Source organism: Streptomyces sp. NPDC002573 (assembly GCF_042889625.1).
GTDB classification, from domain to species: Bacteria; Actinomycetota; Actinomycetes; order Streptomycetales; family Streptomycetaceae; genus Streptomyces; species Streptomyces gibsoniae.
On the sequence record NZ_JBIARC010000016.1, the window covers coordinates 43879 to 70180 of the forward strand.

At 70.9% G+C, this 26302-nt stretch carries 19 protein-coding genes and 1 pseudogene; 8 read left to right on the forward strand and 12 right to left on the reverse strand.

What is annotated here, in order from left to right:
- Positions 1-49 precede the first annotated feature (49 nt).
- The 3 genes and pseudogenes from ACFYX0_RS17385 to cimA all read left to right on the forward strand — a co-directional run bounded on the left by ACFYX0_RS17385 (position 50) and on the right by cimA (position 3507).
- A complete protein-coding gene (locus tag ACFYX0_RS17385; RefSeq protein ID WP_388971116.1) occupies positions 50-580 on the forward strand; it encodes a hypothetical protein in 531 nt (176 codons plus the stop codon).
- A pseudogene (locus tag ACFYX0_RS17390) lies at positions 571-1620 on the forward strand (MFS transporter); the annotation flags it as partial. The gene ACFYX0_RS17385 and the pseudogene ACFYX0_RS17390, both read left to right, overlap by 10 nt.
- Before the next feature lie 282 nt (positions 1621-1902).
- Positions 1903-3507, forward strand: coding sequence for a citramalate synthase (cimA, locus tag ACFYX0_RS17395; protein ID WP_388971118.1), 1605 nt, complete (start codon positions 1903-1905; stop codon positions 3505-3507).
- Between the two features lie 19 nt (positions 3508-3526).
- Here cimA and ACFYX0_RS17400 read toward each other — a convergent pair whose 3' ends face one another.
- Entirely contained in the window at positions 3527-4012 is a 486-nt protein-coding gene (locus tag ACFYX0_RS17400) for a hypothetical protein (RefSeq protein WP_388971120.1), read from the reverse strand.
- A 51-nt stretch (positions 4013-4063) separates the two neighbouring features.
- Positions 4064-5932: a ricin-type beta-trefoil lectin domain protein gene (locus ACFYX0_RS17405; protein ID WP_388971122.1), complete on the reverse strand. Its 1869-nt coding sequence runs from the start codon at positions 5930-5932 to the stop codon at positions 4064-4066.
- A gap of 247 nt (positions 5933-6179) precedes the next feature.
- Here ACFYX0_RS17405 and ACFYX0_RS17410 point away from each other — a divergent pair, with 247 nt between their 5' ends.
- Positions 6180-9203 (forward strand): glycoside hydrolase family 3 N-terminal domain-containing protein, encoded by a 3024-nt coding sequence (locus ACFYX0_RS17410; RefSeq protein WP_388971123.1) that lies wholly within the window; start codon positions 6180-6182, stop codon positions 9201-9203.
- Between the two features lie 97 nt (positions 9204-9300).
- Positions 9301-10653 carry a hypothetical protein gene (locus ACFYX0_RS17415; RefSeq protein WP_388971125.1) on the forward strand — a complete coding sequence of 451 codons (1353 nt, stop codon included), beginning with the start codon at positions 9301-9303 and terminating at the stop codon, positions 10651-10653.
- A 21-nt stretch (positions 10654-10674) separates the two neighbouring features.
- Here ACFYX0_RS17415 and ACFYX0_RS17420 read toward each other — a convergent pair whose 3' ends face one another.
- On the reverse strand, positions 10675-11115 hold the full coding sequence (locus ACFYX0_RS17420) for a MarR family transcriptional regulator (RefSeq protein ID WP_355904814.1): 441 nt from the start codon (positions 11113-11115) through the stop codon (positions 10675-10677).
- A 270-nt stretch (positions 11116-11385) separates the two neighbouring features.
- On the opposite strand from ACFYX0_RS17420, the gene ACFYX0_RS17425 reads away from it, so the two are divergent.
- The gene (locus ACFYX0_RS17425) at positions 11386-12273 is read left to right on the forward strand and encodes an FUSC family protein (RefSeq protein WP_388971127.1); all 888 of its coding nucleotides are present in this window, start codon (positions 11386-11388) and stop codon (positions 12271-12273) included.
- Positions 12274-12368: 95 nt separating this feature from the next.
- Here the strand turns inward: ACFYX0_RS17425 and ACFYX0_RS17430 are convergent, their stop codons facing one another.
- Positions 12369-12968: a YceI family protein gene (locus ACFYX0_RS17430; RefSeq protein ID WP_311695023.1), complete on the reverse strand. Its 600-nt coding sequence runs from the start codon at positions 12966-12968 to the stop codon at positions 12369-12371.
- Positions 12969-13343: 375 nt separating this feature from the next.
- On the opposite strand from ACFYX0_RS17430, the gene ACFYX0_RS17435 reads away from it, so the two are divergent.
- Positions 13344-14936: an acyl-CoA carboxylase subunit beta gene (locus ACFYX0_RS17435; RefSeq protein WP_388971128.1), complete on the forward strand. Its 1593-nt coding sequence runs from the start codon at positions 13344-13346 to the stop codon at positions 14934-14936.
- A 57-nt stretch (positions 14937-14993) separates the two neighbouring features.
- Positions 14994-15188, forward strand: coding sequence for an acyl-CoA carboxylase subunit epsilon (locus ACFYX0_RS17440; RefSeq protein WP_355904826.1), 195 nt, complete (start codon positions 14994-14996; stop codon positions 15186-15188).
- A gap of 180 nt (positions 15189-15368) precedes the next feature.
- Here ACFYX0_RS17440 and ACFYX0_RS17445 read toward each other — a convergent pair whose 3' ends face one another.
- The 8 genes from ACFYX0_RS17445 to ACFYX0_RS17480 all read right to left on the reverse strand — a co-directional run bounded on the left by ACFYX0_RS17445 (position 15369) and on the right by ACFYX0_RS17480 (position 25972).
- Positions 15369-15950: an ATP/GTP-binding protein gene (locus ACFYX0_RS17445; RefSeq protein WP_026248371.1), complete on the reverse strand. Its 582-nt coding sequence runs from the start codon at positions 15948-15950 to the stop codon at positions 15369-15371.
- Positions 15931-16500, reverse strand: a complete 570-nt coding sequence (locus ACFYX0_RS17450) for a DUF742 domain-containing protein (RefSeq protein ID WP_355904829.1) — start codon at positions 16498-16500, stop codon at positions 15931-15933. The genes ACFYX0_RS17445 and ACFYX0_RS17450 overlap by 20 nt, the downstream gene beginning before the upstream one ends.
- A gap of 97 nt (positions 16501-16597) precedes the next feature.
- Entirely contained in the window at positions 16598-17011 is a 414-nt protein-coding gene (locus ACFYX0_RS17455; protein ID WP_033321188.1) for a roadblock/LC7 domain-containing protein, read from the reverse strand.
- Between the two features lie 10 nt (positions 17012-17021).
- The gene (locus ACFYX0_RS17460) at positions 17022-20264 is read right to left on the reverse strand and encodes a nitrate- and nitrite sensing domain-containing protein (protein ID WP_388971130.1); all 3243 of its coding nucleotides are present in this window, start codon (positions 20262-20264) and stop codon (positions 17022-17024) included.
- A 367-nt stretch (positions 20265-20631) separates the two neighbouring features.
- Positions 20632-21207 carry an ATP/GTP-binding protein gene (locus ACFYX0_RS17465; RefSeq protein ID WP_311695014.1) on the reverse strand — a complete coding sequence of 192 codons (576 nt, stop codon included), beginning with the start codon at positions 21205-21207 and terminating at the stop codon, positions 20632-20634.
- Positions 21188-21586, reverse strand: a complete 399-nt coding sequence (locus ACFYX0_RS17470) for a DUF742 domain-containing protein (RefSeq protein WP_055493544.1) — start codon at positions 21584-21586, stop codon at positions 21188-21190. Before ACFYX0_RS17470 ends, ACFYX0_RS17465 begins: the two co-directional genes overlap by 20 nt.
- A gap of 111 nt (positions 21587-21697) precedes the next feature.
- The gene (locus ACFYX0_RS17475) at positions 21698-22111 is read right to left on the reverse strand and encodes a roadblock/LC7 domain-containing protein (protein WP_311695124.1); all 414 of its coding nucleotides are present in this window, start codon (positions 22109-22111) and stop codon (positions 21698-21700) included.
- Between the two features lie 9 nt (positions 22112-22120).
- Positions 22121-25972, reverse strand: coding sequence for a nitrate- and nitrite sensing domain-containing protein (locus ACFYX0_RS17480; protein ID WP_388971132.1), 3852 nt, complete (start codon positions 25970-25972; stop codon positions 22121-22123).
- Between the last annotated feature and the right edge of the window lie 330 nt (positions 25973-26302).

The following is a 26302-nucleotide window of genomic DNA, read 5'->3' on the forward strand; positions in this document are numbered from 1 at the left end:
TCCTCGGCGCGGGACCGGGGGCGGCGGGTTTCGGGGGGGAACCATGTCCATGGCCGCACGGGTGTCCGCCGGCGTCTCCCTGCCTGCGGCGCTGCTGCTCGCGCTCACCCCGGCAGCCGTCCCGGCGTCCCCCGCGGCGCCGCGCACCTCGTCCGTCGAGCGGATCAGCACGACGGTCGACGGGACACAGCCGAACGGCGCCTCGGCCGACGCCGTGATCAGCGACGACGGGCGGTACGCGGCCGTCCTGTCGCGGGCGGAGAACCTCGGCTGCGCCGAGGCCTTCCCGTGCATGCTGGTGAAGGACCTGGCCACCGGGGCGGTGACCGCCGTGACGGAGGGCGGCGGCTTCTGGTGGGGGCCGCCCTCGATCAGCGGGACGGCAGATCCGTCCGCTACTCGGCCGGCTGCCGCCTGCCCGCCCCCTACCTCTACGACCGCCGGACCGGGCACTCCCAGCGGATCTGGCCGGCCCCCCGCCCTCGGACGCCGAACTGGGCGAGGTGTGGTCGGTCAGCCGGCACGGCACCCACATCGCGTATGTGCTCGGCAACCGGGCGGGTTCCGCCGGTCACGCTGATGTCCGCCTCCGCGATCCTCATCGCGATCGCGCCGACCTACGCCGTCGCCGGGTACGGCGGCGCGCTCGTCCTGCTGGTCGCCCGCCTGTTGCAGGGCCTCTCGGTGGGCGGCGAGTACGCGGCCAGCGCGACCTATCTCACCGAGGCGTCCGACCCCAAGCGGCGCGGCTTCGCCTCCAGCTTCCAGTACGTGTCGATGACCGCGGGCCAGATCGTGGGCCTCGGCCTTCAGATCGTCCTGCAGCGCACGATGTCCGACGACGCGCTGCACAGCTACGGCTGGCGCATCCCGTTCGTGGTGGGCGCCCTCGGCGCGGCGGTGATCTTCTATCTGCGGCGCAGCATGCTGGAGACGGAGGTCTACGAGGCCGACGAGACCGGCGGCGAGGAGCGTGGCACGCTGCGCGCGCTGTGGCGGCACAAGCGTGAGGCGCTCCTGGTGATGGCCCTGACCATGGGCGGCACGGTCGCGTACTACACGTACACCACCTACCTGACCAAGTACCTGTCGAACTCGGCGGGCCTGTCCAAGCAGACCGCGACCCTCGTCTCCTTCACCGCGCTGATCGTGTTCGCCTGCCTCCAGCCGCTCGCCGGCCGGCTCTCCGACCGGATCGGGCGCCGTCCGCTGCTGATCACCTTCGCGGTCGGCTCCACGTTCCTGACCGTGCCGATCATGACCCTGCTGAAGCACGCGGGGAGCTTCTGGCCGGCCCTCGGGCTGTCGCTCCTGGCCCTGGTCGTGGTCACCGGATACACGTCGATCAACGCGTGTGTGAAGGCGGAGCTGTTCCCGACGGGAATCCGCGCCCTCGGCGTCGCCCTCCCGTACGCCCTGGCCAACGCGCTGTTCGGGGGCACGGCGGAGTATGTCGCCCTGTGGTTCAAGAACGCGGGCATCGAGTCCGGTTTCTTCTGGTACGTGGCGGGCTGCGCCGCCGTGTCGCTGGTGGTGTACCTCACCATGCGGGAGACCCGGGATCTGGATCTGGCACGGATGGACGCCACCGAGCCGTCCACGCTGACGACCGCATCCTGAGACGGCGGTGAGCGCGGGGGCGGAATGTGCCAGACTGCCCCCGTGCTTACGTTCGCCATGATTATTGGCAGCAGGCGCGCCGGTCCGCAGTGACCGCCTCGTACGACCAGGTACGGGCGGCCATCGTCGTCCTCGACCCGCGCGCAGACCTCTCGCACCCGCGAGAGGTCTTTCGTTTTCCTGGCCCACCATCAGCCGGGAGCGGAGGTGCGCGGGACCATGGAAGGACGGTGGAGCCGGTCATTCCGGTAGACCGAGATCCCATACAGGAGCCCTGAGACCATGACGGCAACCAGCGAACTCGACGATTCGTTCCACGTCTTCGACACCACGCTGCGCGACGGCGCGCAGCGCGAGGGCATCAACCTCACCGTCGCGGACAAGCTGGCCATCGCACGGCACCTGGACGACTTCGGCGTGGGCTTCATCGAGGGCGGCTGGCCCGGTGCCAACCCGCGGGACACCGAGTTCTTCGCCCGCGCCCAGCAGGAGATCGACTTCCGGCACGCCCAGCTCGTCGCGTTCGGCGCCACCCGCCGGGCGGGCGGCAAGGCGGCCGAGGACCCGCAGGTCAGGGCGCTGCTGGAGTCGGGCGCGCCGGTGATCACCCTGGTCGCGAAGTCCCATGACCGCCATGTCGAGCTGGCCCTGCGCACCACGCTCGACGAGAACCTGGAGATGATCCGGGACACCGTCTCGCATCTGCGGGCCGAGGGCCGCCGGGTCTTCGTCGACTGCGAGCACTTCTTCGACGGCTACCGGGCGAACCCGCAGTACGCCAAGGCGGTGGTCAGCGCGGCGTGGGAGGCGGGCGCGGACGTCGTCATCCTCTGCGACACCAACGGCGGCATGCTGCCCGCGCAGGTCAACGCGGTGGTCTCCACGGTCCTCGCGGACACGGGCGCCCGGCTCGGCATCCACGCCCAGGACGACACGGGGTGCGCCGTCGCGAACACCCTCGCGGCGGTGGACGCGGGCGCCACGCATGTGCAGTGCACGGCGAACGGCTACGGCGAGCGGGTGGGCAACGCCAACCTCTTCCCGGTCGTGGCGGCCCTGGAACTGAAGTACGGCAAGAAGGTGCTGCCCGAGGGCAGGCTCCGCGAGACGACCCGTATCTCGCACGCGATCGCCGAGGTCGTCAATCTGACGCCCTCCACCCATCAGCCGTACGTGGGTGTCTCGGCCTTCGCGCACAAGGCGGGCCTGCACGCGTCCGCGATCAAGGTGGACCCGGACCTGTACCAGCACATCGATCCCGAGCTGGTGGGCAACACCATGCGGATGCTGGTCTCCGACATGGCGGGCCGGGCCTCGGTGGAGCTCAAGGGCAAGGAGCTGGGCGTCGACCTGGGCGGCGACCGGGAGCTGATCGGCCGGGTCGTGGACCGGGTCAAGGAGCGCGAGCTCAGGGGCTACACCTACGAGGCCGCGGACGCGAGCTTCGAACTCCTGCTGCGCGAGGAGGTGGCGGGCAAACCGCTGCGCTACTTCCGCACCGAGTCCTGGCGGGCCATCGTCGAGGACCGCCCCGACGGCACCCACGCCAACGAGGCGACGGTGAAGCTCTGGGCGAAGAGCGAACGCATCGTCGCGACGGCGGAGGGCAACGGCCCGGTCAACGCCCTGGACCGGGCGCTGCGGGTCGCGCTGGAGAAGATCTACCCCGAGCTGGCCGCCCTCGACCTGGTCGACTACAAGGTCCGCATCCTGGAGGGCAAGCACGGCACACAGTCCACGACCCGTGTGCTCATCTCCACCTCCGACGGCCGGGGCGAGTGGTCCACGGTCGGTGTGGCGGAGAACGTGATCGCGGCGTCCTGGCAGGCGCTGGAGGACGCCTACACCTACGGCCTGCTGCGGGCCGGGGTGGAGCCCGCGGAGTAGTGCCCCGGGCCGGCGGGCCTCAGCAGGAGTCCGCGGCGAGCTTCTCGAACTCGCCGCGGCTCATGGCCCGGCCGTCGGCCCAGACCTGGCCGGGGCGCAGCGTCGCGAAGTCCTCGGCCGAGAAGGTCACGACGCCGTTGTAGGAGTCGCCGGTGACGTAGTGGCCGAAGGACAGCGTGTAGGTGTGGTCCGGCAGCAGCCGCCGAGCCCCCCGGTGGCGGGCGTGCCAGCGGGCCGGGGGCGTGAACAGCGGGAACGCGGCGTCTCCGGTGTGCTCGCCGTGTGTGTCCCAGCCGGTGGTGACCAGGCCCCCGGCGTCGGAGCCGGCGCGGCCGTCGAGGGCCGGGCCCCGGTAGGCGTCGTCACCGCACGGCCGGATGAGCGCGTCCGGCGCGCCGTCCGCGCCCGGCCCCACGGCCGCCAGCGGCAGATCGACCGCCGCGCAGCCGCTCAGCAGGGCAGCCGCCCCGATCGTGCCCGCCACCGCCCGGACCGTCCGACGCATGGGCGCCGCCCCCTCCCGTCGAGGGGGCGGCGCCTGCCGTCACCTCTTGCGCTACTGAAGTCGCCACTTCTGGTTCGCGGCACCCGTGCACGACCAGATCTGCGCCCGTGCCCCGTTCGCCGACGAGTTGTCCGTCACGTCGAGGCACTTGTTCGCCGCAAGGTTGACCACATCACCCGTCGAAGAGTTGTACGACCACTGTTGGGCGCCGGTTCCGTTGCAGTCGTACAACTGGACCTTGGCCCCGTCCGCGGTCGAACCACCCGACACATCAAGGCACTTGCCGAGCGCCTGAACGGAACCGTCGCCCTGCACCGTCCACTGCTGGGCACTCGACCCGTTGCAGTCGTAGAGCTGCACCGCGGTGCCGTTGGCGTTCGACGCCCCCGCCACGTCCAGGCACTTGCCCGCGAGACCCACGAACGCCCCCGACCGGTCGCCGCCGCCCGACTGGGTCCCCGACCAGGTGAAGGTCGCCGACGTCTTGCCGGGCAGCGAGTAGGTCGCGTGCTGACCGCCCCAGTCGATGGTCACGGTCCTCGCCGACGACGCGTCGTTGTACGCGATCAGGGCCTTGGAGCCGTCCGGGTTCCGCCAGGCGACGTTCGGCACCGCCGAGTCGGCCGTCGACGCGATGCGCTGCGCCCCCGGCCGTACGAACTTCGTCAGATGGCCCATCGTGTAGTACTCGATCGTGTAGTCGACGGTCCCGCTCGCCCCGTCCCCGTTGTGGACCGTGATCAGGCCGGTGCAGGTGCCGCAGCCGCCGTTGTGCGGGCCCATGTTCTGGTCGACCGCGAGCGACCACTTCGTCACCGACTTCGCCCAGTTCCGGGTGTAGTCGACGATGTTGAGCATGTCCTCGCGCTGCTGGTTGGCGATCCAGGTGCCGCCCGAGTGCTCCGTGCCGAACGCGTCCAGCTGCGGGTACTGGTTGTGGACGCTGGTCTGCTCGGTCACGTCGCCGCCGTACCCGTGCCAGGCGATCCCGCCGAAGTTGGGGTGGGAACGGACCGCCGCGTCGTCCACCGTCTGGGCGGCGTAGTTGTCGTAGGTGTCCCAGTTCCAGTCGTGCGCCAGCACCTTGGCCGCAAGGCCCGCCGCCTGGAGCTTCGGCAGCAGCTCGGACTTGGTGAAGTACGCGAGCCCGGACGCGTTCCAGCTCATCGACGGATAGCCGGAGCAGCACGTCGGCTCGTTCTGGGCGGTGACGTAGGAGACGGGGACGCCCTGGTCCTTGTAGGCCTGGAGGTACTTCACGAAGTACGACGCGTAGGCCCCGTAGTCCTCCGCCTTCAGCCAGCCGCCGTTGAGCTGCCCGCTGTCCTTCATCCAGGCGGGTGCCGTCCACGGGGTGGCCATCACGGTCAGCGAGGGGTTGAGCTGGAGCGCCTGCCGTGTCAGCGGCACCACGTCGGCCAGGTCGTGCGCGATCGAGAACTTCGTCAGGCTCGGGTCCGTCTGCCCGGCCGGCACGTCGTCGTACGTGTAGCCGTAGCGGGCCAGGTCCGAGGCGCCCATCGGGTTGCGCAGGAACGACAGCCCGATCCCGTCGGTCGGCGAGAACAGCTTCCGCATGGTCGCGTCCCGTGTCGCCTGCGACAGCGCCCCGCTGCTGTTCATCAGCCAGGCCGCGGTGTCCGTGAACGACGCGCCGCCGCCGGTGAAGGTCTGGTAGCGGGTGTTCTCGTCGACGGTGATGTTCTCGCCGGCGCCGCCGGTGCCCGGCTGGAACGCGAACGGCGTCTGTGGCTGGAGCCCGCGGACCACATGCCGTCCGCCGCTGTCGTCGGTCGTGGTCAGCCAGGCCGTGACCTGCTCGCCGGCCGCGTGCGCGGGCAGGGTGCCCGCCGCGGTCAGCCCGGCACAGGTCAGCAGCCCGGCGAGGAGCACGCGCGCCGCGCGCAGAGGTCTTCTCATGGAGCGCCGCCCTTCTGGAGTGGGGGATGGGAGGCGTGCGAGGCGTGAGTAAATGACGACGCCGGAGCTGCGTCAAGGGGGTGCGCGTTCAGTTCCCGAAGGAACAACACACCTTCTTCCACAGGGACTTGGGTCCGTACCTGTTCTGACGTGAAGTCTTGACGGTGGCGCGGTGCGCCAGTTAACTCACGCCGTGATCTAAGTCGTAAGCCCACTATGGGGACTACGAGAGCCCAAGGGAAGGTCCATGCGAAGAACCGCCCTGATCGCCTCCGCCGCCCTGCTCACCGGCCTGATCCCGCTCAGCGCCGCCGGCACCGCGTCCGGCGCCGACGACCCCGCCCCCGTCCCGGTGGACCGCTTCGAGGGCGAGGTGCCCTTCGCGAGCCAGCCCGCCGAGGGCATCTTCACCTGGGGCGGCGACGCCGACGACCCGCCCACGCTGCAGCTCACCGACCGCACGGACGCCCCCGAGGGCGCCAAGGTCCTCAGCGGCACTTACGACATCAGCGGCTACGGCGGCTTCACCCATGACTTCGCCGCGGGCCGGCCGGCCCACGACTGGTCCGCCCACCAGGGCATCCGCTTCTGGTGGGACGGCCAGGACAACGGCAGGAAGATCGCCTTCGAGATCAAGGACGGCGGCGCGAACGGCGAGGCCTCCGAGCTGTGGACGACCTCGTTCACCGATGACTTCACCGGCTGGAAGCAGATCCAGATCCCGTTCGACGCCTTCACCTATCGCACGGACTACCAGCCCGTCGGCGGCATCGACCACGTCCTCGGCCTCACCGAGATGTGGGGGTACGCGGTCACGCTCCCGCCCGGCGTCAAGGGCCGCTTCGCCATGGACGACGTCGAGCTGTACGGCAAGGCCGACCAGTCCCGCCGGGCCTCCGTCACCACGGACTCCGCCGTCTACCCGGTCAGGGAGGGCGGCACGGCGCGGGTGAAGGTCACCGTCGCCACCACCGGCTCCGCGCCCCTGGAGGAGCCCGTCACCGTCGCCTACGACACGACAGGCGGCACCGCCGGCTCCGGCACCGACTACACCCCGGTCAGCGGCACCCTCACCTTCCCGGCCGGGACCGCCTCCGGCAGCACACGGACCATCGAGGTGCGCACCCTCAAGGACAAGTCCGCCGAGCCCGCCGAGACCATCCCGCTCAAGCTGGCCGTCACCGGCGCCAAGGCCCCCGCCGAGACCCCGCAGGTGGTCATCGACGCCCATGGACTGCCGTACCTGGACAGCAGGCTGCCGGTGCGCAAGCGGGTCGCGGACCTGCTCTCCCGGATGTCCCTGGAGGAGAAGGCCGGCCAGATGACCCAGGCCGAGCGCGCCGGCCTCACCTCTCAGGGCGACATCGCGTCCTACGACCTGGGTTCGCTGCTGTCCGGCGGCGGCTCGACCCCGACGCCCAACACCCCCGCGGCGTGGGCGCAGATGATCGACTCCTTCCAGCTGCGGGCGCAGGCGACCCGGTTCCAGATCCCCCTGATCTACGGGGTCGACGCCGTCCACGGCCACAACAACCTCGCCGGTGCCACGGTGATGCCGCACAACATCGGCATCGGGGCCACCCGCGATCCCCGACTCGCCGAGAGGACCGGCGCGGTGACGGCCAGTGAGGTGCGGGCCACCGGCATCCCCTGGGACTTCGCGCCCTGTCTGTGCGTCTCGCGCGACGAGCGCTGGGGCCGCTCCTACGAGTCCTTCGGTGAGGACCCGGCGCTGGTGAAGTCCATGGAGACGATCATCCAGGGTCTCCAGGGACGCGCGGACGGCCGGGACCTGAGCCGGAACGACAAGGTCCTCGCCACCGCCAAGCACTTCGTCGGCGACGGCGGCACCGAGTACGGCTCGTCGACCACGGGCTCGTACAAGATCGACCAGGGCGTCACCAAGGTCACCCGGCAGGAGCTGGAGGCCGTCCATCTGGCTCCGTTCCAGACGGCCGTCGACCGCGGCATCGGCTCGGTCATGCCGTCGTACTCCTCGCTCGACATCATCGGCGACGGCCGGGGCCCGGTGAAGATGCACGCCCGCGCCGACATGATCAACGGCGTGCTGAAGGGCCGGATGGGCTTCGACGGGTTCGTCATCAGCGACTGGAACGCCATCGACCAGCTCCCGGGCGACTACGCCTCCCACATCCGCACGTCGGTCGACGCCGGCGTCGACATGATGATGGTGCCGTACACGTACAAGGACTTCCGTACGACGCTGATCGACGACGTGAAGGCGGGCCGCGTCACCGAGAAGCGGATCGACGACGCCGTCTCGCGCATCCTCACGCAGAAGTTCCGGCTGGGGCTCTTCGAGCACCCGTACGCCGACACGAGCGGCGCCGCCGACATCGGCTCCGCCGCGCACCGGGCCGTGGCCCGGCAGGCGGCCGCCGAGTCCCAGGTGCTGCTGAAGAACGCGGGCAGCGTGCTGCCGCTGAACAAGAGCCAGAAGGTCTACGTCGCCGGATCCAACGCCGACGACCTCGGCAACCAGACCGGCGGCTGGACCCTCACCTGGCAGGGCGCCTCCGGCACCCACACCCAGGGCACGACCATCCTTCAGGCGATGCGCAAGGCCGGGGGAGACGTTACCTACTCCAAGGACGCCTCGGCACCGCTGAGCGGCTACGACGTCGGGGTGGTCGTCGTCGGCGAGACCCCCTACGCCGAGGGCGTCGGCGACGTCGGCAACGGCCACAGCCTCCAGCTGTCCGCCGCCGACCAGGCCGCCGTGGACAAGGTGTGCGGCGCCATGAAGTGCGCGGTGCTGATCGTCTCCGGACGTCCGCAGCTGATCGGCGACCGGCTCGGCAAGATCGACGCCCTGGTGGCCTCCTGGCTGCCGGGCACTGAGGGCGACGGCGTGGCGGACGTGCTCTACGGCAGGCGCCCGTTCACCGGACAGCTCCCGGTGACCTGGCCGAAGTCGGAGGCCCAGCTGCCGATCAACGTCGGTGACGCGTCGTACGACCCGCAGTTCCCGTACGGCTGGGGACTGACCACGCTCACCAAGGTCCCGGCAGGGGGTGCGGCGACCCTGAAGGCGCTGTCGATCGCGGCCGCGGCGGCCGAGGGGTCGGGCTCCGCGAGCGCGGGCCGTGAGATCGTCACCAGGGCCCGGCTGCTCGTCCAGCAGAAGGCGGGCTCCGCGCTCACGGCGGCGATCGCGGGACCGTTCGCGGACGCGGACCATCTGCTGCTGACGGGCAGGTACGCGGCGGCGGTGGCCGAGCTGACGGAGGCCTACCGGGCGGTGGCCTGACAGCTGCCGGACAGGGGGCGGTGCCCACCGGGCACCGCCCCCTTCCGCACCCCCTTCAGGCCGCCCCGTTCCGATCGCCTTCGGGTAGCGTCGAGGTATGAAGGCCGTACTGGTCAGAGGATTCGCCGTACCGCTGGTCGCGCTGCTCATGGCGGCCCTGACGGTGCTGTACGCGGGCGCTCCGCGCGCCCAGGCCGCGACGGACGTCTCGGCCGTCGCCGCGGCGCTGCGCAAGAGCCCCGTCTACGTCGATCCGGCGGCCTCCGGGCAACTGCCCGCCCCGGACGCGAAAGCCCTGGCGAAGAAGATCGAGGACGCCGGCAAACCGGTCTTCGTGGCCGTCTTGCCCGCCGGCTACCCCACCCAGAACCTGTTCTCCGACCTCCGCACGGCCACCGGCATCACCGGTGTGTACGCGATCCGCCTCGGCGACCGCTTCGACGCCCGGGCCGACTCCTCGGTGCTGCCCCGCGCGGCCGTGCGGAACCTGGTCACCAGCGTGCAGGGCGAGTCCGCCAGGACCCAGCTCAACGACTTCACCGACCGTGCGCTCGGCAGCGTCCGGGGCCACGCCCCGTCGACCTGGGGCGGCACGGGCGGCAACGGCGGGGTCTCCTCCACCGCGCTGATCGCGGTCGCCGCGGTGCTGGTGGTCGGCGGCGCGGGCGCCTACGCGCTCGTCCGGCGCGGGCGGCGCCGGCGGGAGGAGGAGCAGCAGGCCGCGCTGCAGAAGCTGCGGGTCGTGGTCGACGAGGACATCACCGCCTTCGGCGAGGAACTGGACCGCCTCGACTTCCACCCCGGGGAGGCGGGCGCGGACGACGCGATGCGCGCGGACTACGAACGGGCCCTGAACGCCTACGACCAGGCGAAGTCGGCCATGGCCGCGGCGCAGCGCCCGGAGGACGTGAAGGCCGTCACCCAGGCCCTGGAGGACGGGCGCTTCTCGCTGGCGGTGCTCGCCGCCCGCCGGGAGGGCCGCCCCCTGCCCGAGCGCCGGCCGCCGTGCTTCTTCGACCCGCGCCACGGACCGTCCGTCGCCGACGCGGTCTGGACGCCCGCCGGCGGCGCCCCGCGCGAGGTGCCCGTCTGCGCGGCGGACCGGGCCCGGCTGGCCGACGGCCTCGACCCCGCGGTCCGCGAGGTCGACACGGACTACGGCCGCCGCCCCTACTGGGACGCGGGCCCGGCCTACGGCCCCTGGGCGGGCGGCTACTTCGGCGGTGGCATCCTGCCCGGCCTGCTGGTCGGCACCCTGCTCGGCAGCATGATGTCCACCCCCTCGTACGCGGCGGACTACGGCGCGGGCTACGGCGACTTCGGCGGCTACGACGGCGGCGACACGTCCGGCGCGGACTTCGACCCCGGGGACTTCGGCGGCGGCTTCGGCGACGGCGGGGGAGGGGACTTCGGCGGGGGCGGCGGAGGGGACTTCGGCGGAGGGTTCTGACGCCGGCCGACGCCCCTTGCGTCAGACGTCCTCGGGGGGCGTGCCGGTGGTCGCGAGCCGCTCCATCAACGCGGCCGCCAGCGCCAGCACCCCGCGTTCCGTCTCCCCGAGCGAGGCGAGCCCGGCGGCCAGCCAGGCGTCCCGCTCGGCCATGTCCCGCGCCAGCGTCCGGCGCCCGTCCTCGGTGAGCCGCAGCACGGACTGACGCCGGTCCACGGGGTCCGGCTCCCGCGCGATCAGCCCCTCCGCCTCCAGCTCGGCGAAGACCCGGGTGAGCGACTGCGGCCGCTGCCGCTCGGCCGCCGCGATCTCGCCCGGCGTCGCGGGGCCGTGCCGGTGCAGATGACCGAGCACCCCCAGCTGATTGGGGCTCAGGCTTCCTTCACCGCGCTCCTGCCGCAGCCGACGGCCGAGCCGGACCACACCGCGCCGGAGCGCGGCGGCCTCAGAGAGATGCTCCATGCCTCTATCGTAAGCAATGCGTACTGTTAGTCGCTGCTCGACTCCTTAATATTGGGAGCATGCCAGCGAACATCATACGCAACGCGTACGAAGCCGGGCTGACGATGACCGCCGTGCGGCTCTGCTGGGCCGCCGCCCTGTGGCTGGAGGGAGCCGCCGGGCTGCACACGGACGTCGTCGTCCTCGCGGTCGCGCTGACCCTCACCCCTCGCCTCCGCCCAGCGCACCGCGGACACGCGCCGCCGCCTCACGGCACTCGTGGTGCTGCCGGTGGCGGCGGGAGCGGCACAACTGCTCGGCCGGCTGCTTGCGCAGCACTACGCCGTGGGCGCCGCCGTCTACACGGCGGCGATCTGGTCGGCCATCTGGCGCCGCCGCTACGGCCCGGCGGCGGCCAAGGCGGGCACGCTCATCACCCTGCCGCTCGTGGCGCTGCTGGTGGTGCCCGGCCCCGCGCTGCCACCGCGGGCTCAGGGCGGGCTGGTGAACTGGGCCTGGTCGGCGCTGATCGCCGTGTCGGCGTGCGGCTGTGTCTGGCTGGTGCAGGAACTGGGCGACCGTTACGGCCCCTGGCGCCCGGATCCGGAACCTGCGGTGCCGCGCAGAGTCTCCCGGCTTCGCCCCCGCCCCAGCACCCGTATGGCCGTGCAGATGGCGGCCGCCGTGGCCGTCGCCTTCCTCCTCGGCCGGCTCCTCTTCGACCACCACTGGCCCTGGGCGGTGCTCACCGCCTACCTGACCGCGAACGGCAACCGGGGCCGGACGGACGTCCTGCGCAAAGGGCTGGAGCGGTTCGCCGGCGCGCTGGCGGGCACGCTGCTCGCCACCGGCGTGGCCGCGGCCGGGATCTCCGGCCGCACCGCGGTGGCCGTGATGTTCGCCGTGCTGGCGGTGGCCCTGTGGCTGCGCCCGCTCAGCGACGCGTACTGGGCGGCCGGCATGACCACGACGCTGTCCCTGCTGCTCGGCTACTTCGGCGAGAACGCCCAGGACCTGCTGCCGACCCGCCTGGCGGCCATCGCAGGCGGCGCGGTCCTGTCGGTGGCGGCGGCCTGGTGGCTGCTGCCGGGGCGGGGGCGGCCCACGGCGCGTTCCGGCAGGCCGTGGCGCCGTTCCGAGGGCCTTCCGGCGGCCGTCACCGGGGACACCGGCCGCTGACGCCGAGAGCCCGCTCTCCATAGGGAATCGGAGGGCGGGCTCTCTCGGACGGGCCGCGTGGCGCGGTGTCCCCGCGGTGTTCGCGGTGGGAAGGGTCAGGCCTGCTTGATCGCCGAGATGTCGAAGACCAGCTTGATCTTGTCGGAGACCAGCACACCGCCCGTCTCCAGGGCCGCGTTCCAGGTCAGGCCCCACTCCGAGCGCAGGAGCTCCGTCTTGCCCTCGAAACCGACGCGCTCGTTGCCGAACGGGTCCTTGGCCGCGCCGTTGAACTCCAGGTCGATGGTGATCGGCTTGGTGGTGCCGAGGATCGTGAGGTCGCCGGTGATCCGGTAGTCGTCGCCGCCCAGTGCCTGCGCCCCGGTGGAGCGGAACGTCATCATCGGGTGCTCGTCGGTCTTGAAGAAGTCGGCGCTCTTGAGGTGGCCGTCGCGGTCGGCCGAACCCGTGTCGATGCTGTCCATCTTCACGTCGATCGTCGCGCGGGACCTGGCGGGGTCCGAGCCGTCGAGGTGCAGCGTGCCCTCGAAGTCCTGGAAGCCGCCCTTGACGTTCGTCACCATGGCGTGGCGGGCCACGAAACCGATCGTGGTGTGAGCGGGGTCCACGACGTAGTCGCCGGTCAGCGCGGCGAGGTCGGGGTTCACCGCGGCGTCGGCGGTGGCGGGGGTGTTCTTGCGGCCGAAGATGCCCATGATCTTGCTCCTCTGGGGGACGGTTCCCGGCTTCCGGGCGGAAGGCCGGGGCTCAGAAACGGTTGAATGTTCAACGAGTGTGGATGGAGACGACGGTAACTCCATTCCGTTCAACTTTCAACCTTGCGGAGAGCGGGTACGGTGGGGCACCGCCAATCGAGGTTCCCTGTCACTCCGGGGAGGGCATGTGCGGCGCCGAATCCGCCGCGCCATCCGGGTGACGGCTTTGTCCGGGCCCTACAATGCTCGGCCCCCTGGAGCAGTCGGATCGGCTGCATCGGGGCATGGTTCTGTTCAGGGGTACCAGGAAAACGGGCCGGAGACTGTACGGAGTCAACGGGCCGCTTTGCTTGGTGGACTTCGTAAGGTCGCTACATGACCGTTTTGGACGAGGCTGTAGATTCCGGGAGCGAGCCCACCGACGCGCGCGGGCGCGTCGCCGAACTGCACGAGATTCGTGCGCGGGCCCTCGCCGGTCCCAGCGAGAAGGCGACCGAGGCGCAGCACGCCAAGGGCAAGCTGACCGCCCGGGAGCGCATCGAGCTGCTCCTGGACCCGGGGTCCTTCCAGGAGGTCGAGCAGCTGCGCCGGCACCGGGCGACCGGGTTCGGCCTGGAGGCCAAGAAGCCGTACACCGACGGTGTGATCACCGGATGGGGCACGGTGGAGGGCCGTACGGTCTTCGTCTACGCCCATGACTTCCGGATCTTCGGTGGCGCCCTCGGCGAGGCCCACGCCACCAAGATCCACAAGATCATGGACATGGCCATCGCGGCCGGCGCGCCGCTGGTCTCCCTGAACGACGGTGCCGGTGCCCGTATCCAGGAGGGCGTCAGCGCGCTCGCCGGCTACGGCGGCATCTTCCAGCGCAACACCAAGGCCTCCGGCGTCATCCCGCAGATCAGCGTGATGCTCGGCCCGTGCGCGGGCGGCGCGGCCTACAGCCCCGCCCTCACGGACTTCGTGTTCATGGTCCGCGAGACGTCCCAGATGTTCATCACGGGCCCGGACGTGGTCAAGGCCGTCACCGGCGAAGAGATCACCCAGAACGGCCTGGGTGGCGCCGATGTGCACGCCGAGACCTCCGGCGTCTGCCACTTCGCGTACGACGACGAGGAGACGTGCATCGCCGAGGTGCGCTACCTGCTGTCGTTGCTCCCGCAGAACAACCGCGAGAACCCGCCGCGGGTCGAGCCCACGGACTCCGTGGACCGCCGCAGCGACGTCCTGCTGGACCTGGTCCCGGCCGACGGCAACCGCCCGTACGACATGGCCAAGGTCATCGAGGAGATCGTCGACGACGGCGAGTACCTGGAGGTCCACGAGCGCTGGGCGCGCAACATCATCTGCGCGATGGCCCGGCTGGACGGCCAGGTCGTGGGCATCATCGCCAACCAGCCGCAGACCCTCGCCGGTGTCCTCGACATCGAGGCCTCGGAAAAAGCTGCGCGCTTTGTCCAGATGTGTGACGCTTTTAACATTCCGCTGGTGACGCTCCTGGACGTCCCCGGGTTCCTGCCCGGGGTCGACCAGGAGCACGGCGGAATCATCCGTCACGGCGCGAAGCTGCTGTACGCCTACTGCAACGCGACCGTGCCGCGGATCTCGCTGATCCTGCGCAAGGCGTACGGAGGTGCGTACATCGTCATGGACAGCCAGTCCATCGGCGCTGACCTCACCTACGCCTGGCCGACCAACGAGATCGCCGTGATGGGCGCGGAGGGTGCCGCCAACGTCATCTTCCGCCGTCAGATCGCGGGCGCGGAGGACCCGGACGTCATGCGGGCCCGGATGGTCAAGGAGTACAAGTCCGAGCTGATGCATCCGTACTACGCGGCGGAGCGGGGCCTGGTGGACGACGTCATCGACCCGGCCCGGACGCGCGAGGTGCTGATCAAGTCCCTGGCGATGCTGCAGGCGAAGCACGCGGACCTGCCCGCCCGTAAGCACGGCAACCCCCCGCAGTAACCGAGCGGATCCATCGCGGTAATCCCGCGGACCCCTCTCTTACGGAGACTGACACCCATGAACGCTCCCGACATCCGCGTCGAGAAGGGCCACGCCGAGCCCGAGGAGGTCGCCGCCATCACGGCCGTCCTCCTGGCCCGCGCGGCCGCCCGGCCCGCCGTCTCCCCGGTCCACCGGCGCCGCGCCAAGGCCGGCTGGCGCCGCCTGGACCGCGAGCCCGGCTTCCGGGCGCCCCACAGCTGGCACAGCTAGTCTCACGCCGCTTCAGCGATACGAGAAGGGCCCCTCCACCGCCGGAGGGGCCCTTCTCGATGTCCGGACGCGTGCAGAGGCCCGGACGCGGTCGGACACGGACGTCCCGGCGCACACGCACGCAACGAAAATCCCCGCGCCCCAAAGGGCGCGGGGATTTCCCCGAAGACTGGTGTCCGCCTAGCGCAGGCGGGCCATCAGCGCGTGCTCGACCAGGGTGATCAGGGCACTCTTGGCGTCCGCGCGGTGGCGGGCGTCGGTGGTGATGATCGGGGTGTCCGGTCCGATCTGCAGCGCCTCGCGGACCTCGTCGGGGTTGTACGGCTGGTTGCCGTCGAAGCCGTTGAGGGCGATGACGAAGGGCAGGCCCGAGTTCTCGAAGTAGTCGACCGCCGGGAAGCAGTCGGCCAGACGGCGGGTGTCGACCAGGACGATGGCGCCGATGGCGCCGCGCACGAGGTCGTCCCACATGAACCAGAAGCGGTCCTGGCCGGGGGTGCCGAACAGGTACAGGATCAGGTCCTGGTCCAGGGTGATACGGCCGAAGTCCATGGCCACCGTGGTGGTGGTCTTGTCTCCGGTGTGGGTGAGGTCGTCGATGCCCGCCGAAGCGGACGTCATGACGGCCTCGGTGCGCAGCGGGTTGATCTCCGAGACGGCGCCGACGAACGTGGTCTTGCCCACGCCGAAGCCGCCCGCCACCACGATCTTCGCGGAGGTGGTGGAGCGGGAAGGACCGCCGCTAGAGCTTGCGAAGTCCACTGAGCACCCTTTCGAGCAGTGTCACGTCTGGCTGGCCGCCGGCGTTCTCGTCGCCGCCGGGCTGATGGATGGCGACCAGACCCGCCTCCGCCAAGTCGGCGACGAGGATTCTGGCCACGCCGAGAGGAATCGTGAGCAGCGCCGAGATCTCGGCCACCGACTTGATCTCCCGGCAGAGGTTGCAGATCCGCTGATGCTCGGGCAGCTGGCCCTGCATCTGGTGCGGCTGCGCGGTGGTGTGCACCAGCGCCTCGATGGCGAGCTGGTAGCGCGGCCTGGTACGGCCGCCCGTCATGGCGTACGGACGCACCAGAGGGTTGTTCGACGACCCAGCGGGCGCCGGCTCGGGGGAGCGGCGCTGCGGCTGCACAGGCTGGATACGCGGCGCCGGCGGCTGGTCGTACGGCGACGGGCCGGGACCCTGAGGCGCGTACGGCTGACGCCGCTGGCTCGGCGTGGAGGGGAAGTTGTACCGGTTCTGTTCACCCTGGCCCTGGCCGGGGCCATAGGACCAATTACCCGCGGGCGAACCGCCTGGGGGTGTTGCCACGTTCTCTCCTCCTCCGACTGCGCTGGGCACCCATCCCTGTGGAAGCCGCGTCCCGAAACCTTACGGTGCCGGGACGCCAAGACACACCGTTCGTCTGTTAGTTGAGAAGGCTTCCCTGAAGCTCCGCACGAAGGTCCGGAGTAAGGACCGTACCCGCACGGTCCACCAGGAGGGCCATTTCGTACCCGACGAGGCCGATGTCCGCCTCCGGGTGTGCGAGAACCGCGAGCGACGAACCGTCGGAGATGGACATGATGAAGAGGAATCCTCGCTCCATCTCCACAACCGTCTGGTTCACGCTGCCGCCCTCGAAGATGCGGGAGGCACCCGCGGTCAGCGAGGTCAGTCCGGACGCGACGGCCGCCAGCTGGTCGGCGCGATCGCGCGGGAAGCCTTCGGACATCGCCAGAAGGAGTCCGTCGGCGGAGACCACCACCGTGTGGGACACACCGGGGGTGTTGTCCACGAAGTTGGTGATCAACCAGTTCAGGTTCTGTGCCGCCTGGCTCATCGGGCTCACACTAACGCTCCTGGTCGTAGGTGCTGTCAGGACCGAAGCCCTGGCCGTTCGTTTCACTGCCTGCGCTGCGTCCGCGTTGGACGCCTCGACGCAGGTTGCTCAGCCTGCCCCGGACATCCTCCGGGGCGCGGGAGACCTGTGGGCCTCCCTGTGGGGTCGTCTCCGCGGCGCCCTCCACCAGGTTCGCCTTGGGCACGCGCCGCGGCAGACCGGAGGAGGTGACTCCGCCCGCCTTGGGCTTCCGGAGCTGCGACGCCTGCTGCCACCGCTGATCGTTGGCGGAGCGCCAGTCGTCGCTGTTCTCCGTGGCCGCCGGCGGTTCCTGCGTCACGGGCTGCGGCCGGCCGGCCGCGCCGTTCGCGGTGGAGCCGCGGCGGGGCAGTCCGGAGTCGGTCAGCGCGTGACCGGCGGAGGGAGTCGGTCCCGGACGGTCGAAGCCTACGCGGTCCTGCTCACTTGCGTCAGCGGCCTGCGTGGATTCCGTTTCCGGAGCGTAATCGGCCCGGTAACCGTTCTGGAAGTCGTCCTGGTAGGGCGACTCGTCGAAGGCAGCGAACGCATTCGACGCGGTGGCCTGGCCCGCGGAGCGGTTCTGCTGGAGCGGCTCCGTATAGCCGGGCTCCGGGTAGCCGCCGCCGGACGGGAAGCCGTCACTCTGCGACAGGGTGCCGTTCTGCGAGAAGTACTGGTCCTCGTACGCCGGCTGCTGGGGCTCCTCGTACGCCGTCCGCTGGTCGTACGCGGCCTGCTGGTCGCCGTAGGCGTGCTGCCCGGTGTCGTACGCCTGCCGGCCGTCGTCGTACGTCTGCTGCGCGTTGCCGAACGCGGGCTGGGGAGCCTCGAAGTTCTCCCGGTAGCCCGGCGCGGGCTCCTGCTGCTCCTGCGGCCTGTCGTGGACGTGCGCCTGGGCCTCCAGGGCCGCACGGCGCCCCTCGCGCATCAGCGAGCGGCCGACGGGGTCCAGCCCCCGGACGTCGTCCGGGACCTCGGAGTAGCGACTGTCGTCGAAGCCCAGCTCCGCGGCCGTGCGCAGCGGCTGCGCCGACCCGAAGTTCTCACCCTGGAACTGCTGCTCCGGGATGATCTGCGAGACCGTGAACTCGTCGCGCTCCAGCGGCTGTTCGCCGCCACCACCGTGGGTGATGGCGTCCGGGAGCATGACCAGCGAGGTGGTGCCGGCCTGCTCGCCGGAGGGACGCAGCTGGACGCGGATGCCGTGCCGGTCGGACAGCCGGCCGACCACGAACAGACCCATGCGCTGGGAGATCGCGGCGTCCACGGTCGGCGGGTTGGCCAGCTTGTGGTTGATGTCCGCGAAGTCCTCGGCGGTCAGGCCGATTCCCTTGTCGTGGATCTCGACCATGACGCGGCCGTCGGGGAGACGGGTCGCGGTCACGCGGACCTTGGTCTGCGGCGAGGAGAACGTGGTCGCGTTCTCCAGCAGCTCGGCGAGCAGGTGCACGAGGTCGGTCACGGCGCGGCCGTGGATCTCGGCCTCCGGAACGCCGGAGAGCTCGATGCGCTCGTACTGCTCCACCTCGGAGGAGGCGGCGCGCAGCACGTCGACCAGCGGGACCGGCTGGTCCCAGCGGCGGCCGGGCTCCTCGCCCGCGAGGACGAGGAGGTTCTCGCCGTTGCGGCGCATACGGGTGGCCAGGTGGTCCAGGCGGAAGAGGTTCTCCAGCTGGTCCGGGTCGGCCTCGTTGTTCTCCAGGTCGGTGATCAGGGTCAGCTGGCCCTCGATCAGCGACTGGTTGCGGCGCGAGAGGTTGGTGAAGATCGCGTTGATGTTGCCCCGCAGCAGGGCCTGCTCGGCGGCGAGCCGGACGGCCTCGCGGTGGACCTGGTCGAAGGCGCGGGCGACCTCGCCGATCTCGTCCGTGGTGGCGATCGGGATGGGCGCGACACGGGTGTCGACACGGCCCGGGTCGGTCCGCGAGAGCTGGTCGACCAGCATCGGCAGGCGCTGCTCGGCGACACCGAAGGCGGCATTGCGCAGCTGGCGCATCGAGCGGCTCATCTGGCGGGCCATGAGGCCGGCGATGATGAACGCGGCGAGCAGGGCGACGACGACGATGGCACCGGTGATGAACGCGGACTGCTGGGCGTTGTCGGCGATGGTCGAGGCGTCCGACACGGCCTTGTCGGCCAGGTTGAACTCGAGCTGGCGGTAGGCGTTGTACTTGAGGGTGTTGACCGCCCACCAGTTCGGGGCGGTGACGCCCTGCTGGGCCAGCTCGGCGCGGGCCGTCGCGCTGGCGGACTGTGCCGTGGCGAGGTCCGTGACCATGGTCTTGTCGGAGGGCGGCGGCACAAAGGTCTGGCCCTTGGCCTTCGCGTCGGCGGCGGCCTGCTCGGCCTGGGCCTTGCCCTCCGCCTGCACCTGCTGCGTGGCCTCGTCCAGCTTCCTGGCGTCCGCCGCGGTACCGCCACCGAGGTACTCCTCGACGGCGATGCCCTCGAGGTAGGCGTACGAGGACAGGGCGACGCGCTGCGCGCCGAGGTCGGTGGGCTTGACGTTCTGCTCGATGAGCATGTGCATGCCGATCGAGCGCTCCAGGGACAGCGCGGCCTTGGTGAGCGAGATGGCGTAGACGGTACGGCCGTAGCTGGTGATGTTGCCGGTGCCGAGACCGAGTTCGTTGGCGAACTCCATCAGCGGGTGCGCGACCCCGACGTAGCCCTCCTCGGTCCCCACACCCTTGACCTCGGCGGAGTAGGCCTGCTTGCGCAGCGCCGGCAGCTTGGTCTCGGTCTGGCGGAAGATGGCCAGGCGCCGCTCCAGACCCGACTTGTGCGGCATGTTCTTCGCGGCCTCGTCGAAGGCCTGGGCGGCCTTGTCGGTGGCGGCGTAGAGCTGGAGGACGGTCGGGTTCTTCTGGCCGCCGCTCGTGGGGTTCAGCAGGTACTGGGCGGAGCCGTCGCGCTCCTCGTAGAGCCGGTCGGCATAGGCCAGGGAGGCCTGCACGAGACGGGCCGTGTTCTCCGCGTCGCGCGCCTGCTGCCAGGTGTCGATCGAGCTCTTCACCTGGAAGCCGCCCATGACCAGGCCGACCAGCACGGGTATGAGCAGGATCGCGTTCAGCCTGGTCGGCACGCGCCAGTTGCGCGGGGAGAAGCGGCTGCCACTGGGCGGCGTAGCCGTCGGCTCCGGACCGGGCACTTGTGCGGGTGCCGCTCCGCGCGGCGGCGGGGTGAAGTTGCCCCGTGCCGACGGCTCGGGACTTTTCTTGCTTCGCCTCACTCGACCAACAACCTCTCGGCGACGGCACCTACGTCGTGCCGCGGTGTCTCCAGAGCCCTGTCTGAGACTGGTACGTCCTTGACTACTGGGCAGTTCAGGCATTCCAGCACGTCAACCTGCGCGATTCCAAACACTCGGAAGTGGGAGTTCCGCCCGCTGTAAGCGCCAGATAAAACGGTCATAAAGAGCGAGCCCCGCCAAAAGGCGGGGCTTTTGTGAGCGCAGCGACACCGAGTGACCGCGACGCGTGGCGATACCACCGGATTTCTCTGTCGAAACGTTATGAACAGCGGGGCCGACCGTGTCAAACGCCACAGTCGGCTCCCGCATATCTACGACAACTGCCGTATGGCGCCGACGACTTGATCTACCGCAGACGGGCCATGAGGGCATGTTCGACCAGGGTGATCAGGGCACTCTTGGCGTCCGCGCGGTGGCGGGCGTCGGTGGTGATGATCGGGGTGTCCGGTCCGATCTGCAGCGCCTCGCGGACCTCGTCGGGCGTGTAGGGCTGGTGCCCTTCGAAGCCGTTGAGGGCCACGACGAAGGGCAGGCCCGAGTTCTCGAAGTAGTCCACGGCCGGGAAGCAGTCGGCCAGACGGCGGGTGTCGACCAGGACGATGGCGCCGATGGCGCCGCGCACGAGGTCGTCCCACATGAACCAGAAGCGGTCCTGGCCGGGGGTGCCGAACAGGTACAGGATCAGGTCCTGGTCCAGGGTGATACGGCCGAAGTCCATGGCCACCGTGGTGGTGGTCTTGTCCCCGGTGTGGGTGAGGTCGTCGATGCCCGCCGAAGCGGACGTCATCACGGCCTCCGTGCGCAGCGGGTTGATCTCGGAGACGGCGCCGACGAACGTGGTCTTGCCCACGCCGAAGCCGCCCGCGACCACGATCTTCGCGGAGGTGGTCGCCCGCCCGCCGTCAGAGCTTGCGAAGTCCACTGAGCACCCTTTCGAGCAGTGTCACGTCCGGCGCGCCGCCGTTGTTCTCGTCGCCACCCGGCTGGTGGATCGCGACGAGGCCGGCTTCCGCGAGGTCCGCGACGAGGATCCGGGCCACACCGAGCGGCATGGCGAGCAGCGCCGACACCTCGGCCACCGACTTCACCTCGCGGCACAGGTGGCAGATCCGCTGGTGCTCCGGCAGCAGTCCCATCAGCTGGGCCGGGTCGGCCGTCGTGCTGATCAGCGCCTCGATGGCGAGCTGATAACGCGGCCGGGTCCGGCCGCCGGTCATCGCGTAGGGACGTACCAGCGGCTGGTCGCCCTCGTCCCCGTACGGCTCGGCGTACGGATCATGATGGGCGGTGGGCGGGGTCATGAATCCTCCGGGCGGGACAGCAAGTCGGTCAGTCGTGCCGTCTGACGGGGCCGGTGGGGGGATTGTGGCGGCCGGACGGTGATTTGGTGAGGTGGGTGGTGCCGGGACCTATCAGTGGAGCAGACTGCCCTGGAGCTCGGCGCGCAGGTCGGGCGTGAGGACCGCCCCCGCGCGGTCCACCAGGAGCGCCATCTCGTAGCCGACGAGACCGATGTCGCACTCGGGGTGGGCGAGCACGGCGAGCGACGAGCCGTCCGAGACGGACATGAGGAAGAGGAACCCGCGTTCCATCTCGACGACCGTCTGTGCGACGGTGCCGCCCTCGAAGATCCGGGAGGCGCCCGCGGTCAGCGAGGTGAGCCCGGAGGCGACCGCCGCCAGCTGGTCGGCGCGATCGCGCGGGAAGCCTTCCGACAGCGCCAGAAGGAGTCCGTCGGCGGACACGACGACGGTGTGGGACACCCCGGGGGTGTTGTCCACGAAGTTGGTGATCAACCAGTTGAGGTTCTGTGCCGCCTGGCTCATCGGGCTCAACTAACGCTCCTGCTGGTGAGTGGGGCTGGGGAAGCTGCCGGTCTGGCCGGTACCGGCCTGGCGACCCTGAGCGATGCCCCGTCGGAGATTGGTCAGCCGGCCGCGTACGTCGTCAGGCGAACGCGAGACCTGCGGACCGGTCTGGTGCTGTTGCTGCTGAGCCGTGCCCGGCACGAGGTTCGCACGCGGGACCCGGCGCGGCAGGCCGGAGGTGGTGATGCCGCCCGCGGCGGGCTGCCGCACGCGCTCGGCCTGGCGGACGAGCTCGTCGTTCGGCGAGGTGCGCCAGGCCGCGTTGGCGGCGGCCGGACGCTGGGGTGCCGCGGGGGACTGCTGCTGCGGTTGCTGCCGGGCCTGCGGCGCGGAGCCGTTGCCGGGCTGCTGCCCCTGACCCTGCCCGCCGCGGAACCAGTTGGTCTCCAGCGTGTCGTACAGCGGCGTACGTCCGTCACCGGGGCCCGGCGCCGGCGGCAGCGCCTCAGGCTCCTGGCGGCGCGGCGGCTGCTGCGGACGGTGCTGGGCCGGCGGCAGGGACGTGCCGTAGCCGTCGCCCGCCGGCTGCGGGCGCTCGAACTGGCCGGTGCCGGTGGAGTCCTGGCGGTTTCCGTAGCCCGGGGCGGCGAACTGACCGGTGCCGGAGGCGTCGTAGCCCTGGGCCGGGTACTGGCCGGTGGCGGCCGGGTCCTGGGCGCGTCCGGGCGCCGGGTACTGGCCCGTGTCCTGGCCACGGCCCTGGGCCGGGAACTGTCCGGTGTCCTGGCCACGGCCCGGCATCGGGTACTGGCCCGTGTCCTGGCCACGGCCCTGGGCCGGGAACTGTCCGGTGTCCTGGCCACGGCCCGGCATCGGGAACTGGCCCGTGTCCTGGCCACGGCCCTGAGCCGGGAACTGGCCCGTCGCGCCGCCCGGGTTCCCACTGCCGAAGATGTCCTGGCGGACGAACTGGCCGCCGTTCTGGGCGGCGTTGGCGTCCGGGCGCGGGAACTCGGGAGCGGCGGGGAGTCCCTGGCGGTCGTCGAAACGCGGGATCTCGGCCGTCGCGCCCGGGCCCTGCCGGTCGTCGATCCGCGGCATGGGGGACGTCGAGGTCAGGGCGTCCGGCTCCTCGTGGCCGCGCGGGGCGTCCAGCGAGGCACGCGGCACCGGCGGCTGCGCGTTCTCGTCGCTCCAGCTCGGGGTGCGCTGCTGCTGGTCGCCACCGGGCAGCTCGGCACGGGCACCGCCGCGGCCGGGCAGCTGCGGACGGCGTCGCCCGCCGCGCTCCTTGGGCTGCTTCTGCTTCTGCTGCGGCTGCTGTGGCTGTTGCTGCGGAGCGGCCGCCGGGGTGCTGTCACCGAAGCCCGCCGGACGCGTGCCCGGGGTGCTCTCGCCGAAGCCGCCGTCGCCGAAACCGCCCTGCCGGGAGGTGGAGTCCTGGAAGGAGCCGCCCTGACCGAAGGCGCCCGAGCCCGGGCGGCCCTGCTGCGGGGTTCCGGGACGGCCGCCGGGGGTGTTGCCGGGGAGCGCGGCGCGCGGGCCCGCTCCGGGGCCCACCTGCCCGCGCTGCGGGGCGGCACCCAGTGCGGAGCCGCCGGACGAACCGGTACCGAAGGACGAACCGCTCTGCTGGGCCTGGCGACGCGCCGCCGCCGCGCCCGCGGCGGCCTGCGCGGCGGCCGGACCGCCCGAGGAGGGGGCACCGGGCTTGCCCGGAGCGGGCTTCTTGCCGCCTTGGGCGACGTCGACCGGCAGCATGACCAGCGCGGTCGTGCCGCCGGAGTCGGAGGGCCGCAACTGGATGCGGATGCCGTGGCGCTGCGACAGACGACCGACCACGAACAGACCCATGCGCCGGGACACCGACACGTCCACGGTGGGCGGCGAGGCGAGGCGCTCGTTGATCTGGGCGAGGTCCTCGGGGGACAGACCGATACCCGTGTCGTGGATCTCGATCAGGACGCGGCCGTCGGGCAGCGCGTGACCGGTGACCTTGACCTTGGTCTGCGGCGAGGAGAAGGAGGTGGCGTTCTCGAGCAGCTCGGCGAGGAGGTGCACGAGGTCGTTGACGACGCGGCCGGCGACCTCGGTGGTCGGCACCGCGGCGAGCTCGATGCGCTCGTACTGCTCCACCTCGGACGCGGCGGCACGGAGCACGTCGACCAGCGGGACCGGGCGGGTCCAGCGTCGGCCGGGCTCCTCACCCGCGAGGACGAGGAGGTTCTCACCGTTACGGCGCATACGCGTCGCGAGGTGGTCGAGCTTGAACAGCGAGGACAGCTGGTCCGGGTCGGCCTCGCGGGACTCCAGTTCGGAGATCAGCGACAGCTGGCGCTGGATCAGACCCTGGGAGCGGCGCGAGAGGTTGGTGAACATCGCGTTGACGTTGCCCCGGAGAAGGGCCTGCTCGGCGGCGAGGCGGACGGCCTCGCGGTGCACGTCGTCGAAGGCCGCGGCCACCTGGCCGATCTCGTCCCGGGAGTGGACACCGACCGACTCCACGGACGTGTCGACGTCCTGCGGGTCGGACTCGGACAGCTGCTTGACCAGCTCGGGCAGCCGGTCCTGGGCGACCTTGGTGGCGGTCTCCTGCAGACGGCGCAGCGAGCGGATCATGGAGCGGGCCACGACGAAGGCGCCGACGAGGGAGACACCGAGGACGAGCAGGACCAGCGCACCGGAGATGATCGCCTCGTTCTGGGAGGCGCTCTTCAGCTCGCGGGCCTTCTGCTCCATCTGCTCGAGCAGCGTGCCCTCGATCTTCTTCATCTGCTCGAGCTTGGTCGAGTCGTCGTCGACCCAGTCCTTGTACGAGCGCTTGTCCTGGTTGCGCATACCGGACGTGCTCTTCAGGACGCGGCTGGCGTACTGGTCGGCGGCCTCGATCGTCGGGCTGCCCTGGTCGATCGGCTTCGTCAGGTCCTCGGCGCCGTCGCCGTAGATGCTGCGGAAGCTGTCGAGCTCGGAGTCCTGGCTCTCCAGGGCCGACAGGGCGTACTGCCGGTCGTTCTCGGAGAGGGTGCCGAACGTGTCGATGTTCGCGGGCAGGGCGGCGGCGATCACCGCACGCTGCATGGAGGCGTACTCCTTGGCGGTGGAGAAGGCCGCCAGTGCGCGGGTGCGCTGGATCATCTCCGGGTTGCTGGTGGCCTCCGCCATGTCCTGGGAGAGGCTGAGCAGCTGCGTGATCAGACGGTGGTACGCCTCGACCGTCTGCGTGGAGTTCTTCGGGTCCTTGTAGGCGGTGGCCCGGATCGCGCTGAGGTTGTTCAGCTCGCTCGCGATGCCGACGACGCTGTCGCGGACACCGGAGAGCTGGCCGCTGTCGGAGGCGTCGCCGATCTCCTGGGTGCCCTCCAGGAAGGAGGAGCGGGCCCGGTTGGTCTTGTCGCGGACACCCTTGACCGTGTAGTCGGACGCCGTGGCGCCGTGGGCGAGCGGACCGGCGGACTGGTCGCGCTCCTCCTGGAGCGCGGCGGCCAGCTGGGTCGCCTGCTTGGTCATGTCCGTCAGCAGCTTCATGTTGTCGAGCTGCTGGATCTGGTCCATGTTGTCGCTGATGCGCAGGGCACCCAGCGAGGTGGCGGCGACCACGGGGAGCGCGAGCAGCGACACCAGGCGCGTGGAGATGCGCCAGTTGCGCAGCGCTATGCGCGTGCCCGGGTCGAGTGATGTCTTCGTCTTCGGCGGGGCCGGCGGCGTGGGTGCCGTGGGGCCCGCCGCGGGCGTGGTGGGGCGCCCGGACCGCTCGGGACCACTGCCGGCCGGGGCCGGTCCTGGGTTCTGGGCGTGCTGGGGCGAGGAACCGCGGTCGGTCCCGCCATGCGGCTCCGGCTCGGCCGAAGCGCTGCCATCCCTCTTGAAACGTCCCTGCACTAGCGTCGCAACCTCTGGACCAGGCGTCCCCCCGCGTGAACGGACGGGACGGTGTCGGCGTCTTGAGGGGCGTCCTGAATTACGCCCCCCGGGTGGTCGTGAGTGACCGGCGCTGGCTCCCCCTCCCCGTCGCTGCCCGGCGCTGCGTTGCGCCCCCTGCGCGCCGGTGCGATCCCGCGGCGGTCCGTGGAATTCCAGCACAGTGCCGGATCTCCAACAAGGCCAACGGGCGAGGCTGTGACCTCCGTGACACCTTGTGAGCGCTGTGTCACCAGGCGTAGAAAGTGATCTCGCATATAACGGACGTATGCCCACGAGTTATTGAGGTGG

Coding starts and splice junctions, on each gene's coding strand:
- cimA (WP_388971118.1), top strand. CDS start 1,903: ATGACGGCAACCAGCGAACTCGACGATTCGTTCCACGTCTTCGACACC.
- ACFYX0_RS17475 (WP_311695124.1), bottom strand. CDS start 22,111: ATGAGCCAGGCGGCACAGAACCTCAACTGGTTGATCACCAACTTCGTG.
- ACFYX0_RS17455 (WP_033321188.1), bottom strand. CDS start 17,011: ATGAGCCAGGCGGCACAGAACCTGAACTGGTTGATCACCAACTTCGTG.
- ACFYX0_RS17415 (WP_388971125.1), top strand. CDS start 9,301: ATGAAGGCCGTACTGGTCAGAGGATTCGCCGTACCGCTGGTCGCGCTG.
- ACFYX0_RS17420 (WP_355904814.1), bottom strand. CDS start 11,115: ATGGAGCATCTCTCTGAGGCCGCCGCGCTCCGGCGCGGTGTGGTCCGG.
- ACFYX0_RS17435 (WP_388971128.1), top strand. CDS start 13,344: ATGACCGTTTTGGACGAGGCTGTAGATTCCGGGAGCGAGCCCACCGAC.
- ACFYX0_RS17440 (WP_355904826.1), top strand. CDS start 14,994: ATGAACGCTCCCGACATCCGCGTCGAGAAGGGCCACGCCGAGCCCGAG.
- ACFYX0_RS17430 (WP_311695023.1), bottom strand. CDS start 12,968: ATGGGCATCTTCGGCCGCAAGAACACCCCCGCCACCGCCGACGCCGCG.
- ACFYX0_RS17385 (WP_388971116.1), top strand. CDS start 50: ATGGCCGCACGGGTGTCCGCCGGCGTCTCCCTGCCTGCGGCGCTGCTG.
- ACFYX0_RS17410 (WP_388971123.1), top strand. CDS start 6,180: ATGCGAAGAACCGCCCTGATCGCCTCCGCCGCCCTGCTCACCGGCCTG.
- ACFYX0_RS17405 (WP_388971122.1), bottom strand. CDS start 5,932: ATGAGAAGACCTCTGCGCGCGGCGCGCGTGCTCCTCGCCGGGCTGCTG.
- ACFYX0_RS17470 (WP_055493544.1), bottom strand. CDS start 21,586: ATGACCCCGCCCACCGCCCATCATGATCCGTACGCCGAGCCGTACGGG.
- ACFYX0_RS17400 (WP_388971120.1), bottom strand. CDS start 4,012: ATGCGTCGGACGGTCCGGGCGGTGGCGGGCACGATCGGGGCGGCTGCC.